This window comes from Polaromonas sp. CT11-55 (assembly GCF_047303325.1).
Lineage (GTDB): Bacteria > Pseudomonadota > Gammaproteobacteria > Burkholderiales > Burkholderiaceae_C > Polaromonas.
This window is the reverse complement of record NZ_JBKBEX010000006.1, coordinates 125,924-138,877: the sequence shown is the minus strand read 5'-3', so window position 1 is coordinate 138,877 and position 12,954 is coordinate 125,924. Positions and strand designations below refer to the sequence as shown.

Genomic DNA, 12,954 nt, shown 5'->3' with positions numbered 1-12,954 from the left:
TCCTGCTGTCAGAACGGGTAGTGGCGGGGCGTGGTCTGCACCGTGATCCAGCGCAGCTCGGTGAAGGCATCGATGCCGGCGCGGCCGCCAAAGCGGCCGTAGCCCGAGTCCTTGACGCCGCCGAAGGGCATTTGCGCCTCATCGTGCACCGTGGGCCCGTTGACGTGGCAGATGCCCGAGTCGATGCGGTTGGCCACCTCCCAGGCGCGCGCGACGTCGCGCCCGAACACCGCGGCCGACAGGCCGTAGGGGTTGTCGTTGGCGACCCGAACGGCCTCCTCCACACCGTCGACGCGCACGATGGGCTTGACCGGCCCAAAGCTCTCGTCGTGGTAGATGCGCATGGCGGATGTCACATGGTCCAGCAGGGTCGCGGGCATCAGGGTGTTCTCCGCCTTGCCGCCGCACACCAGCTTGGCGCCTTTGGCGAGCGCGTCGTCGATCAGGGCGTTGCAGCGCTGCACCGTGCTGGCATCCACCACCGAACCCAGCACCACCGGCCCCTTGCGCGGGTCGCCCAGCGGCAGCTTCACCGCCTTGGCGGCGAGCCGCTGGACAAAGGCATCGGCGATCTTGTTGTCGACCACGATGCGTTCGGTGCTCATGCAGATCTGGCCGCTGTTGGCAAAGGCGCCGAAGGCCGCGCCGTTGACTGCGGCGTCGAGGTCGGCGTCGTCGAGCACCACCATGGGCGCCTTGCCCCCAAGCTCGAGGACCGCTTGCTTGAGGTATTTGGCGCAGGTCGCGGCCAGCAGTTTGCCGACACGGGTCGATCCCGTGAAGTTCACGCGGCGCAAGGCCGGGTGGGCCACGATGGCCTCCACCACGGCCGCCGCATCGGCCGGTGCGTTGGTGATGAAGTTGACGACGCCGGGCGGAAAGCCCGCGTCCTTGAAGGCCTCCACGATCAGGCCGTGCGTGGCGGGGCTCAGTTCGGAGCCCTTGAACACCACCGTGTTGCCGCAGGCCAGCGGCGTGGCGATGGCGCGCACGCCCAGGATCACCGGCGCATTCCAGGGCGCGATGCCCAGCACCACGCCGGCCGGCCGGCGCACCGCCAGCGCCAGGCTACCGGGAACGTCGGAGGGGATGACCTCGCCGCTGATCTGTGTGGTGAGGCCGGCCGCTTCCTGCAGCATGCCGGCGGCCAGGTGCACGTTAAAGCCGGCCCAGGGTGCGGCCGCGCCGGTTTCCGCGGCCATGGCCGCCGTCAGCTGCTCCGCCTTGGCTTCAAGCGCATGCGCCGCCTTGAGCAGCAGCGCGCGGCGCTCGCCCGGGCCGGTGCGCGACCAGGTCTCAAACGCGGCGGCGGCCGCATCGACCGCCGTTACTGCGTCGGCCACCGTCGCCGCGGGGGCGGTGGTGGCCACCGTGCCGTCGAGCGGGTTGCGGCGCTCGAAAGTGGCGCCGTTGGCGGCCTGCCGCGACTCGCCATTGATCAACATCGATATCTTGCTCATGTCTTTTGTCTCCTTGTGTTTTGAACCGTGTTTGTTGTTTTTGGTTTTTGCCTTGCTGTCTCCTTCAGGCAATCTCGACTTCGACCAGCATGGGCTCGGTGGACCGCAAAGCCTGTTCGAGCGCGGGGCGCAGCTGGTCGGCGCGCGCCACACGCAGCCCGCGAACGCCCTGGGCCGCGGCCAGGCCGACGAAGTCAAGGTCGGGCAGCTCGGTGCCCGGCACGGGTTCATCTGGCTGGTAGCCGAAGATGCGCGCGAAGTCGTGCAGCGCCGCATAACGGCGGTTGTTCAGGATCACGATGGTCATGGCCAGGCCGAGCTGCGCGGCGCTCCACAGCGCCTGGATCGCGTACATCGCGGAGCCGTCCCCCACCAGCGCGATGACGCGCGCGCCCGGCTTGCCCATGGCCACGCCGACCGACGCGGGCAAGCCCCAGCCCAGGCCGCCGCTGCACATGGTGTAAAAAGTTTCCGACTCGAAAATCGGCAGGTGGCCGTGCATGGTGGGCCGCGCACTGGGCGCCTCTTCGACGATGATGCTGTCGCGCGGACGGACATCGGTCAGCGTCTGCAGCACCCAGGCCACCGGCAGGCGCTCGCCCGGCAAAGGCTCGGGCACGCGCGCGGGCCGCACATGCAGCGCAGGTGCCGCCCTGGGCGCGGGCGCGGGGCGGGCCAGCAAGTCCAGCAAGCCCAGCCGTATGCTGCCGACCACCGAGGTCCCCGTCGGCGCCCAGGCGGCGACCTGGGGGTCTTCGGTCAGTTGTACCAGCCGGGCCCCTTCCGGCAAGTGTGCGCCCTTGCTTTCGACGTGGTAGGTGAAGGCCGGCGCCCCAAGGGCGAACACCAGGTCGTGGCCGGCCAGGCGTTCAACGATGCGGTCGCGCATGGCCGGCAGAAAGCCGGCCCACAGCGGATGGTCTTCCGGGAAACTGCAGCGCCCCGACATGGGCGCGACATAGACACGCGCGTTGTGGCGCTCGGCCAGCTTGATGGCCTCGCTCCACGCGCCGTCGCGGTCGACCGAGGCGCCGACCACGATGGCCGGCGCGCGGGCCGTGTCCAACGCATCGCCGATTTTGGCGAGCAGGCCGGGCTCGGGACGCAGGTAGCGGCTGACCTCGCGCGCGTCGACCGGCAGCGTTTTCACCGCCCAGTCGTCCGAGGGGACGGACACCAGCACCGGCCCGCAAGGCGGCGTCATGGCGATGTAATAAGCGCGCGCGATCGCCAGGGGCACATCCTCGGCGCGCGCGGGCTCCACGCTCCACTTCACGTAGGGCTTGGGCAGCTCGGGGGCCTGCGTGGAGCCGAGAAAGGGATCAAAGGGCAGGATGGAGCGCGCCTGCTGGCCGGCCGTGATCACCAGCGGCGTGCGGTTGCGAAAGGCGGTAAAGATGTTGCCCATCGCATGGCCCACGCCCGCGGCCGAGTGCAGGTTCACAAAGGCCGCGTTGCGCGTGGCCTGCGCGTAGCCGTCGGCCATGCCCAGCACCACACATTCCTGCAAGGCCAGGACGTAGTGGAAGTCTTCCGGGAAGTTCATGAACATGGGAAGCTCGGTCGAGCCCGGGTTGCCGAAGACGGAGGTCATGCCGAAGGAGCGCAGCAGCCTGAACACCGCCTCCCTGACCGTTACCAACTCCACCGCTTCGCCCTGGCGGGTCGCGGCCGGCACAACAACTTGATCCATGAATGTCTCCAACTTGAATGGCACTTGAATGAAGGCAAGTCTCGCAAGGGCGGCAACATGCGTCAATGCAATGAAACGTATACCGTAAAATTCACCGTATGAATATTGACCAGCTGGACATGAACCTGCTTCGGCTCTTCGAGGCGGTCTACCGGCTGGGCAGCGTCAGCCGCGCGGCGGACGCCATGGGCCTTTCGCAGCCCGCGGCCAGCCAGGGCCTGACGCGGCTGCGGCTCGCGCTCGGCGACGCCCTGTTCGTGCGCACCGGCGGCAGCATGCGTCCCACACTGCGCGCCGAACGCCTGGCCAGCGTGATCCAGCCGGCGATTGCGTCCATCCAGGACGTCCTTCGGGAAGACGACGCCTTCAACCCCTCACGCTCGACCATGACGCTGCGGCTGCACATGAGCGACATCGGCGAAGCCCGGCTGCTGCCCGAGCTGGTGGCCGCGCTGCACCGCGAAGCGCCGGGCATACGCGTGCAGACCGCACCGCTGCCGCACGCCCAGATCGCCGATGCGCTGGAGACCGGTGCCATCCACTTTGCCCTGGGTTTTTTGCCCTCCGTCAGCGGCACGGAGCGCATGGAGTTGCTGAGCGACCGTTATGCCGTGCTGGTGCGCGCCGGGCACCCGCTGCTCGCGGCGAAACACAAAGCAGGCAAGGTGCAGGACCTGCGGCGGCTGGAGTTCGTCGCCGTGCGCTCGCACTCCGAGACCTTCCGCATCCTGCAGGAACTCGGGCTGGACAGCCGGCTGGTGCTGACGTCGGAACATTTTCTGGCCCTGCCCGCCATCATCGAGCGCACCGACCTGGCGGTGGTGATGCCGCGCGCCATCGCGATGCGCTTTACCAACACCGAGCGCTACGCCCTGCTGTCCAACACCCTGCCGCGCAGCACTTTCACCGTGTCGCTGCACTGGAGCCACCGCTTCAACCTCGACCCGGCCCACCAATGGATGCGGCGGCTTTTTGTGGAGCTGTTCAAGAACGAGGCGAAACCCGCGGGCGGGCTCCGCCCATAAAGGCCTCCATTCAGGCCTGCTTAAACCCTTACTCCAGCTTGCCGATCCGCTGCACGACCTTGGCCATGACACCTGCTTCCTGGGCCACAAAGCTGGTGAACTCAGGCGTGTCCTGGTACTGCATATAAGTGCCGGCGGTTTGCAGGGACTGCACGACGCGTGCGTCGGTCGCCGCGAACTTCGCGGCCTCCCGCAGCCGGGCCACCACGGCATCGGGCGTTGAAGCCGGCACAAACAGCCCCGTCCACTGCGAGTAGGTCACGGGAATGCCGAGCTCCTTCAGGCTGGGAACGTCCGCAAGCGTGGGGATGCGTCCATTGCCCCATTGGGCCAGCGCCCTCAGCTTTCCCGCCTGGATGTGGCTGGTAACCGTGGAAGGTCCGGTAGCGAGAAGATCGACCTGGCCGCCCAGCAGCGCCACCACCGCCGGCCCCGCACCGGTGTAGGGGATGTGCAGCACGGAGGTGTTGGTGGCGGCCTTCAGCTGCTCCATCGGTACGTGCATGGTGCCGTAGTTGCCCGAGGAGCCGAAGGAGTAGCCGCCGGGTTTGGCTTTGGCGGCCGCGCTGAACTGCTTGAAGTCTTTCCACGGGCTGTTGGCATTCACCACCAGCACAACCGGGTCGGCGGTGAAGCGCGCGATGGGCTTGAGCTGCGACAGCGTGAACATGGGCGCGCGCTTGAGCACCGCATCGGCTTCAGGCAGCACGACGATGGACGACAGCGCCAGCAGCACGCTGTAGCCGTCGGGCCTGGCCTTGGCGACCTGCGCCATGCCGATGCCGCCGCCCGCGCCGGCCTTGTTTTCGATCACGACGGGCTGCTTGAGGTAGCGCCCCATGGCCTCCGCGACAGGCCGCGCCACAATGTCGGCCGCGCCGCCCGGCGGGAAGGGCACGACCATGGTGATGGGCTTGCCCGGGTAGGCCTCCTGCGCCATCAGCGGCAAGGCGCTGAAGAGCGCCATCGCAGCCACTACCGCCACCATCGCCACTGCCGCCGATGCGACGGGCGCCCGGTTCCTGCTTGAGTCCTTCATCTTCTTGTCTCCATCCATTGAATTGATTTGTCTTTGCTTGCCTGATGCGCGCAGCGTGAACACCGCGCAGGCACTCCTCGCGGAGTGCCCCGCCGTCACAGTGTGCGAACGCGGTTGTTCAGCTCGCCCAGGCCGGTCACCGCCACGCGAACCAGGTCGCCGTCGTGCAGAAATTTGGGCGGCGTAAAGCCGATGCCGACGCCCACGGGCGTGCCGGTCGCGATGATGTCGCCGGGCAGCAGGGTCATCGCCTTGGACAGTGTCGCGATCAGGGTCGGCACGTCAAAGATCAGATCGGCCAGCACGCCGGTCTGGCGCAACTCGCCGTTGACCCAGGTCTGGACCTTGAGCGATGCGATGGGCGACTCGTCAGCGGTGGATATCCAGGGGCCGAGCGGGCAGAAGGTATCCAATGACTTGCCGAGGAACCACTGCGCATGGTTCTTCTGCAGGTCCCGCGCCGTCACGTCATTGAGCGCGACAAAACCAAACACCTTGCCGAGCGCATCGGCCTTGGAAACATTGCGGCATTCCGCGCCTATCACCACGCCGATTTCGCCTTCATAGTCGACGGAGCTGGTGTGCGCCGGGTCAAAGCGGATGTCGTCCCGCGGGCCGGCCAGCGAGGTCGTCGCCTTGGTGAAGATTTGCGGAAAGGCGGGAATGGCCGCCGCGCCGCTGGTCGCGTTGAAGCCGCTCTTGTCGAACTCCGAGGCATGCTCGGTGTAGTTTTTGCCGACGGCGAAGATATTGCGCACGGGCACCGAAACCGGGGCCAGGAAGCTGACGTCCGCAAAACCGGCTTCACCTTCGATGAGTGGCTTCAGTTCCGCAGCGGTCATGCGGCGCTCGATCACAGCCTGCACCGGGTTCAGGTGCTGGGCAAAACTTCCGCCGACAAAAGAGACTTTGCTGCTGGCCTCATCGACCAGCACCATGCGCACCCGGCCCTGGTAAGAAACGCGTCCGATTTTCATAACACTCCAATTGGTTCGACGATCAACCCAATTTGCTCGTCTTGGTTTATTTTAGAACCAATATTAGGAATATTGCAGTCCAATTTCAGCTTAAATTATCTAATTGGTTTAAATTGGGTTGATTCAAGGCGGGTCACGCCAACCATCTTGCTATGATTTGGCATTCAAGGGAACAAGCAATGGACAACGCGGCGGTACTGAAGGACGCAATCCTGGGTAAGCTCAATTCAGGCGAATGGGCGCCCGGGCACCGGATTGATACGGAGCGGCATCTCAGCGAGTCTTTCAACATCGGCAGGTCCACGGTACGGCGGGTTTTGGCACAGCTGAAAACGGCCGGGCTCATCACCCAGACCGTGGGAAGCGGAACCTATGTCAGCAAGGACTTCCAGCCGCAAGCCATGGCGCCGGTTGCCGCGGCTGGCATCACCGAGGCGCTGGCGGGCATTTCCAGCAATATCAGTCCCGCCGAATTGATGGAATTCAGGTTTGCGATCGAGCCCAGCATTGTCGAGATGGTGATTCGCAACGCCTCCCAAAGCGACTTCGCGAAGATGCTGCACTGCTGCGACAAGGCGGAGGCGGCCCAAAGCATGGAAGAGTTCGAAGTCTGGGACGGAAGGCTGCACGAAACCATCGCGCTGGCGGCCCACAACTCCCTGGTCACCCATGTTTTCCAGTTGATCAACCGGGCGCGCGACCAGGATGACTGGGGCGCGCTCAAACGCCGCAGCCTGACGTCGGACAGGCGCCTGTCCTACCAGGCGGAACACCGCCAGCTGGTCAATGCACTGGCGGACCGCGACCTGGAGCGCGCCATCAGTTGCACCAGGGAGCACTTGCTGCATGTGCGGCGAAACCTGCTGGGCTCCTGAGGGATCACTCCGCCGGCATATGCGCACGCCCTGTCAAGGGCTCGTTCAGGCCTGCACGTAGTTCAAGAGAATCTTCGTGAGCGCTTCAGGCGCTAGCCGCGGAACATCGTGCGCGCACTCAAGCCGATGTGTGGCCCATCCAGGGTCCAGCCGCAAGCGCTCGTACAACTCGACGAAGGGGCTGCCCTCCCAGCCGAAGGCCGCGACAAAGGCCTTGCCGGGGACCTGGCGCCAATCGCCGGTCAATTTGATGGCCTGCAGAAAGGTGGCCATGGGATGGGGGCGGCATCGCTTGTCGAGATGGGCGGCCGGTGCGCAGCACAAGCCATCCGCGGCCGCGCCGGCGATGAAGCGCTCCCTGTAGTTCGGGGTGGTGAGCGACCAGAGCGAGGCACCGTTGTCCGGCACATAGGCATCGACATACACAAGGGCCTTGACGCCCGAGGGGTGCTGGTCCGCCGCGCCGGTGATGACCATGCCGCCATACGAATGGCCGACAAGCACGGCAGGCGTATCGTGCGCACCAAGCGCCTGAATCACCTCGCTGATGTGGATGTCGAGATTGGCGCCATGCGAGGGCTCGTCACCCAGTCCGGATAGCGTGAGCGCCTGGACTTCGTGGCCTTCATGGGATAGCGCCTTGCTGACCGCTTCAAAGGCCCAGCCCCCGTGCCAGCCGCCCGGCACCAACACAAATCTTGCCATCCTGTGGTTCCTCTCGCTTGAAGCAGCCGGGCAGGTGTTGAGCCATGGGCCGCAGTGTGTACCCCTGTTTCTAGAACGTCGGGAATTCAATTATCAACCGGATGAATCGGTGCAACGAGCCACCGGCGAGAGTGGCCTGTCCGACCCGCGATACCGCCTATTTGGCGAGGTGTTGATCTAGGACAAGCTCCCGTGGCTCGCGGCCCGCACAGTCGGAACTGCCGAATCGGCATAAAAGACCAAGGAAAAGCCACATGAAACGGACCCTCTCCCCCAACGCCATCGCCGCCGCCATCTGCATTCTCAGTGCGGCCTTGTCCGTGCAGGCGCAACCCGCCGCGCATCCGGCGCATGCCGCTGCCGCTCCCACCAGCACTTCCAGCGCAGCCATACCCGCCGGGACCAGGCGCTACGAACTGCACACCAACATCGTCGACGGAAAAATGGTGTTCATCGACGGCAAGGGACAGGTGAACCCGACCCTCACCGCCAATGCGGACGACACGGTAGAGATCGTGCTGGAAAGCGGGGAAGGCGCGGAGCACGACCTGGTGATCCCCGAGCTGAATGTCGCATCGTCCAAATTCAGCCCCGGTACCGGCAAGACCACAGTGCGCTTCAAGGTCCCGCGCTCCGGCACCTTCACCTACTACTGCTCCATCCCCGGCCACCGGCAGATCGGCATGGAAGGCCGGCTGCAGGTCAGCGGCCCCGCCAGCGCCAAAGCCGCCGCGCCGGCCGGCAGCGACTCCAGCCAGGCCGCGCTTGCGCTCTACACCCCGGCCCCCGTGCCGCAGCGCGCAGCCGACCCGAACGCGGTCAGCGTGGCCGCCAACCCGGCTGCGGTGCCGGCCGCGGTGGGGACCCGGGCGCCCACGACCCTGAAGTACCGCATGGAAACGGTCGAGTTGCCCGGCAAGCTCGATGACGGCACAAGCTTTACCTACTGGACGTTCAACCGCCAGGTGCCCGGCCCCATGCTGCGCGCTCGAGTGGGCGACACCATAGAACTGACGCTGGCCAACGCCCGCGACAGCAAGATGATCCATTCGATCGACTTGCACGCGGTGACGGGCGGCCACGGCGGCGGCGAACACACACAGGTCGCTCCGGGCCAGGAAAAAGCCATCACCTTCAAGGCGCTCAACCCGGGCCTGTACGTGTACCACTGCGCCACGCCTTTGGTGCCGCAGCACATCGCCGCCGGCATGTACGGAATGATCCTGGTCGAGCCCGAGGGCGGCCTGCCCAAGGTGGACCGCGAGTACTACGTGATGCAGGGCGAAATGTACACGGGCCGTCCGCACGGCGCCAAGGGCCACCAGGAGGCCGACCTCGAGAAGATGGCCAACGAACTGCCTGACTACTACGTCTTCAACGGCGAAGTCGGCGCGCTGAACAAGACCCACAAGCTGCAGGCCAAGGTGGGTGAAACCGTGCGCATCTACTTCGGCGTCGGCGGCCCCAACAAGATCTCGTCTTTCCACGTCATCGGCGAGATCTTCGACAACGTGTACAGCGAAGGCTCCTTCACCGGCCTCAAGCACGACGTGCAGACCACGCTGGTGGCGCCCGGCGGCGCAACCATCGTCGAGATCAAGGTCCAGCAACCCGGAAGCTACCTGCTGGTGGACCACGCCTTGTCGCGCGCCGGCAAGGGCGCGGTTGGCGTGCTAGAAGTCACCGGCGAAGCGGTGCCCGGCGTCTACAAGGCCGGCGTGCTGTAGGAGAATCTTCATGGGCCCCTACAAAAAACTCTGGTTCACGCTGATCGGCGTGCTGATCGTCACCTTCTCGCTGCTGGGCTACTACGGCACCGAGGTCTACCGCCAGGCGCCGCCGATTCCCGCGCAGGTGACCGCCCCGGACGGCAAGGTCCTGTTCGACCGCGAGGGCATCCTCGACGGCCAGACGGCCTGGCAGTCGGTGGGCGGCATGCAGCTGGGCTCCATCTGGGGCCACGGGGCCTACCAGGCACCGGACTGGACCGCCGACTGGCTGCACCGCGAACTGACAGCCTGGCTGGAGCTGGCCGCGCAGCAGCTGCACGGCAAGGCCTACGCCGCGCTCGACGGGCCGGCGCAAGCCGCGCTGCGCGAGCAGCTCAAGACCGAGTACCGCGGCAACCGTGTCGACCAGGCGGATGTGCTGAAACTGTCGGAACGCCGCGTCCAGGCCATCGCCCAGACGGCCGGGTACTACGACAAGCTGTTCTCCGACGCGCCCTCGCTCCAGAAAAGCCGCGAGCACTTTGCGATGAAGGAGAACACGCTGCCGAGCGCCGAGCGGCGCCGGCAGATGACGCAGTTTTTCTTCTGGACCGCCTGGGCCGCCGCCACCGAGCGCCCCGGCCAGAAAGTCACTTACACCAACAACTGGCCGCATGAACCGCTGATCGGCAATCGGCCCAGCAGCGAGAACATTGTCTGGTCCATCGCCAGCATCGTGGTGCTGCTGGCCGGCGTGGGGTTCCTGGTCTGGGCCTGGGCCTTCCTGCGCAAGCATGACGAGCCGCTGCCGGAGCCCGCCGCGCGCGACCCCTTGACCACCTTTGCGCTCACGCCCTCGCAGCGAGGCCTGGGCAAGTACCTGTTCCTGGTCGTGGCCCTGTTCATCTTCCAGGTCTTCATAGGCGGATTCACCGCGCACTACACCGTCGAAGGGCAACAGTTCTACGGCCTCGATGTCTCGCGCTGGTTCCCGTATTCGCTGACCCGCACCTGGCACATCCAGGCCGCCCTGTTCTGGATCGCCACCGGCTTCCTCGCCGCGGGCCTGTTCCTCGCGCCGCTGATCAACGGCGGCAAGGACCCGAAGTTCCAGAAGGCCGGTGTGGATGTGCTGTTCTGGGCGCTGGTGGTCGTGGTTGTCGGTTCCTTCACCGGCAACTACCTCGCTATCGCGCAGCTGATGCCGCCCGAATGGAATTTCTGGCTCGGACACCAGGGCTACGAGTACGTGGACCTGGGGCGCCTGTGGCAGATCGGCAAGTTCACCGGCATCCTGCTGTGGCTGGTGCTGATGCTGCGCGGCGTCGTCCCGGCGCTGCTGAAGAAGGGCGGCGACAAGAACCTGCTCGCGCTGCTCACCGCCTCGGTGGGCGCCATCGGCCTGTTTTACGGCGCCGGCCTTTTCTACGGCGAGCGCACCCACCTGTCGGTCATGGAATACTGGCGCTGGTGGGTGGTCCATCTCTGGGTGGAAGGCTTCTTCGAAGTTTTCGCCACCACAGCGCTGGCCTTCATCTTCTCCACGCTCGGCCTGGTCTCGCTGCGCATGGCCACGGCCGCGAGCCTGGCATCGGCGTCCCTGTTCATGCTGGGCGGCATTCCCGGAACCTTTCACCACATGTACTTTGCCGGCACCACCACGCCGGTGATGGCGGTCGGCGCGAGCTTCAGCGCCCTCGAGGTGGTGCCGCTGATCGTGCTGGGCCACGAAGCCTGGGAGAACTGGCGGCTCAAGGCGCGCGCCGCCTGGATGGAAAACCTCAGGTGGCCGCTGATGTTCTTCGTCGCCGTCGCCTTCTGGAACATGCTGGGCGCCGGTGTTTTCGGCTTCATGATCAACCCGCCGATGTCGCTGTATTACATCCAGGGGCTGAACACCACGCCGGTGCACGCACATGCCGCGCTGTTCGGGGTTTACGGATTCCTGGCGCTGGGCTTCACGCTGCTGGTGCTGCGTTACCTGCGCCCGGACTATCGCTTCAGCGCGCCCTTGATGAAGACCGCGTTCTGGGGCCTCAACGCCGGCCTGGTGCTGATGATCTTCACCAGCCTGCTGCCCATCGGAATCATCCAGTTCCACGCCAGCGTCAGCGAAGGCCTGTGGTATGCGCGCAGCGAGGAATTCATGCAACAGCCCTTGCTGCAGAACCTGCGCTGGGTGCGCACCTTCGGCGACGTCGTGTTCATAGTCGGAGCGATTTCGATGGCGCTGCAGGTGGTGCTGGGCTTGATGAACAAGGCACCAAAACTGCCGCAGCCCGAGCCGCGCCTGAGTGAGGCACGCAGCTGAGCATGGCGCCGATCAGGGTACCTTGATCGACGCCAGCACCCGGTCGATCATCACGCCTCTCGCATGAAACAGCGGGGCAGTGCCTCGCTCACGCGGCAGCGCGCGCCTTGCTGGGCGGGTGGCCTATGACACGCTTGAATGCCCGGCTGAAGGAGGCCTCCGAATCGAAACCCAGCCGGTCGGCGGCCGTGGTGACACGCATGCCGTCCTGCGCGATCCAGTTGCGGGCCTGGAACATGCGGATGCGGGCCACGTAGCGGGCCGGGCTCTCGCCCACCGATTCCTTGAAGGCCTGGGCAAACCGAGAGCGCGAGGCGCCCATGATGTTTGCCAGTTCCGGCACGCTCCAGTCCTGCTCGGGCGAGGCGTGAATGGCGGCCAGCACCTTGCCCACGCCGGGCGAGCGCAGTGCCGCGATCCAGCCCGTCGAGTTGCTGCAGGCGCATTCCACCCAGGCGCGGATGATGCTCGCGGCCAGCACGTCGGCCATGCGGGCCAGAATGCCGCAGGCGCCTATGCGGTTGAGCGAGGCTTCGCGCTCCATCGCCTCCAGCAGCATGGGCACGCCCGGGTCGCGCTGGGCCAGCTCGCTGGCGCGTATCACCTCGGGCATCATGGCCAGCAAGGGGTGCAGAGGGTCGAGGTTGAAGGTCATGCTGCCGCAGAACATGGTGTGGGACGGCGCTTGCGCCGCGGGCGTTGCATCGCGCAGCAGGTAGATGTCGTCCGCCAGCCGCTGGCGATCAAAGCTCGCGAGGTCCAGCGGCGGCACCTCGGGTGAACTGGCCAGGGTATGGGCCGTGCCGCGCGGCAGCAGCACCGCGTCACCGGCCTTCAATGCCATCCAGCCGGATTGCGGCGTGTGCATCCAGCAGTCTCCGCTGACGACGAAGTGAAAGCGCGCGGCGGCCTGCGCAGCAAAGGAAATCGCCCAGGGCGCATGCACCAGGCAGCGGCCGTATTCGACGCCTTCCAGGCGCAGGCCCAGCAGGACCTGGGTGAGGGGATCGGGCCCGGCGGCGGGCAAGCCCCCATCTTCCTGGGGAGGCTGAACAACGGGCGTGAAAGTTCTGGAGGAATCGTCAAGCATTTCGGCTCTTTCGCCATGGAAAGCTGTCGATGCTAGGCCTAAGCTGGCAACCCTGTCTCCAACAAGGCTT

Annotated in this window: 10 protein-coding genes; 4 read left to right on the top strand and 6 right to left on the bottom strand. The window is 65.9% G+C overall.

Annotated elements, in window-relative coordinates:
* Positions 1–8 precede the first annotated feature (8 nt).
* Together ACEN8I_RS08615 and mdlC are read right to left on the bottom strand one after the other, a co-directional pair.
* Complete coding sequence (locus tag ACEN8I_RS08615) at positions 9–1,460, bottom strand: aldehyde dehydrogenase (RefSeq protein ID WP_413327931.1); 1,452 nt, start codon at positions 1,458–1,460, stop codon at positions 9–11.
* Positions 1,461–1,524: 64 nt separating this feature from the next.
* Complete coding sequence (gene mdlC, locus ACEN8I_RS08610) at positions 1,525–3,153, bottom strand: benzoylformate decarboxylase (protein ID WP_413327930.1); 1,629 nt, start codon at positions 3,151–3,153, stop codon at positions 1,525–1,527.
* Between the two features lie 98 nt (positions 3,154–3,251).
* Here mdlC and ACEN8I_RS08605 point away from each other — a divergent pair, with 98 nt between their 5' ends.
* The gene (locus ACEN8I_RS08605) at positions 3,252–4,178 is read left to right on the top strand and encodes a LysR family transcriptional regulator (RefSeq protein ID WP_413327929.1); all 927 of its coding nucleotides are present in this window, start codon (positions 3,252–3,254) and stop codon (positions 4,176–4,178) included.
* A 28-nt stretch (positions 4,179–4,206) separates the two neighbouring features.
* Here the strand turns inward: ACEN8I_RS08605 and ACEN8I_RS08600 are convergent, their stop codons facing one another.
* Together ACEN8I_RS08600 and ACEN8I_RS08595 are read right to left on the bottom strand one after the other, a co-directional pair.
* Positions 4,207–5,217: a tripartite tricarboxylate transporter substrate binding protein gene (locus ACEN8I_RS08600; protein ID WP_413327928.1), complete on the bottom strand. Its 1,011-nt coding sequence runs from the start codon at positions 5,215–5,217 to the stop codon at positions 4,207–4,209.
* A gap of 95 nt (positions 5,218–5,312) precedes the next feature.
* The gene (locus tag ACEN8I_RS08595) at positions 5,313–6,194 is read right to left on the bottom strand and encodes a fumarylacetoacetate hydrolase family protein (RefSeq protein WP_413327927.1); all 882 of its coding nucleotides are present in this window, start codon (positions 6,192–6,194) and stop codon (positions 5,313–5,315) included.
* Positions 6,195–6,373: 179 nt separating this feature from the next.
* Here ACEN8I_RS08595 and ACEN8I_RS08590 point away from each other — a divergent pair, with 179 nt between their 5' ends.
* Entirely contained in the window at positions 6,374–7,069 is a 696-nt protein-coding gene (locus tag ACEN8I_RS08590) for a FadR/GntR family transcriptional regulator (RefSeq protein ID WP_413327926.1), read from the top strand.
* A gap of 45 nt (positions 7,070–7,114) precedes the next feature.
* Here ACEN8I_RS08590 and ACEN8I_RS08585 read toward each other — a convergent pair whose 3' ends face one another.
* Entirely contained in the window at positions 7,115–7,774 is a 660-nt protein-coding gene (locus tag ACEN8I_RS08585) for an alpha/beta fold hydrolase (RefSeq protein WP_413327925.1), read from the bottom strand.
* 254 nt (positions 7,775–8,028) lie between these two features.
* Here ACEN8I_RS08585 and nirK point away from each other — a divergent pair, with 254 nt between their 5' ends.
* The gene (gene nirK / locus ACEN8I_RS08580) at positions 8,029–9,501 is read left to right on the top strand and encodes a copper-containing nitrite reductase (RefSeq protein ID WP_413327924.1); all 1,473 of its coding nucleotides are present in this window, start codon (positions 8,029–8,031) and stop codon (positions 9,499–9,501) included.
* Positions 9,502–9,511: 10 nt separating this feature from the next.
* Entirely contained in the window at positions 9,512–11,794 is a 2,283-nt protein-coding gene (locus ACEN8I_RS08575; RefSeq protein WP_413327923.1) for a nitric-oxide reductase large subunit, read from the top strand.
* A gap of 88 nt (positions 11,795–11,882) precedes the next feature.
* Here the strand turns inward: ACEN8I_RS08575 and ACEN8I_RS08570 are convergent, their stop codons facing one another.
* Positions 11,883–12,884, bottom strand: coding sequence for an AraC family transcriptional regulator (locus tag ACEN8I_RS08570; RefSeq protein WP_413327922.1), 1,002 nt, complete (start codon positions 12,882–12,884; stop codon positions 11,883–11,885).
* Positions 12,885–12,954: the final 70 nt, after the last annotated feature.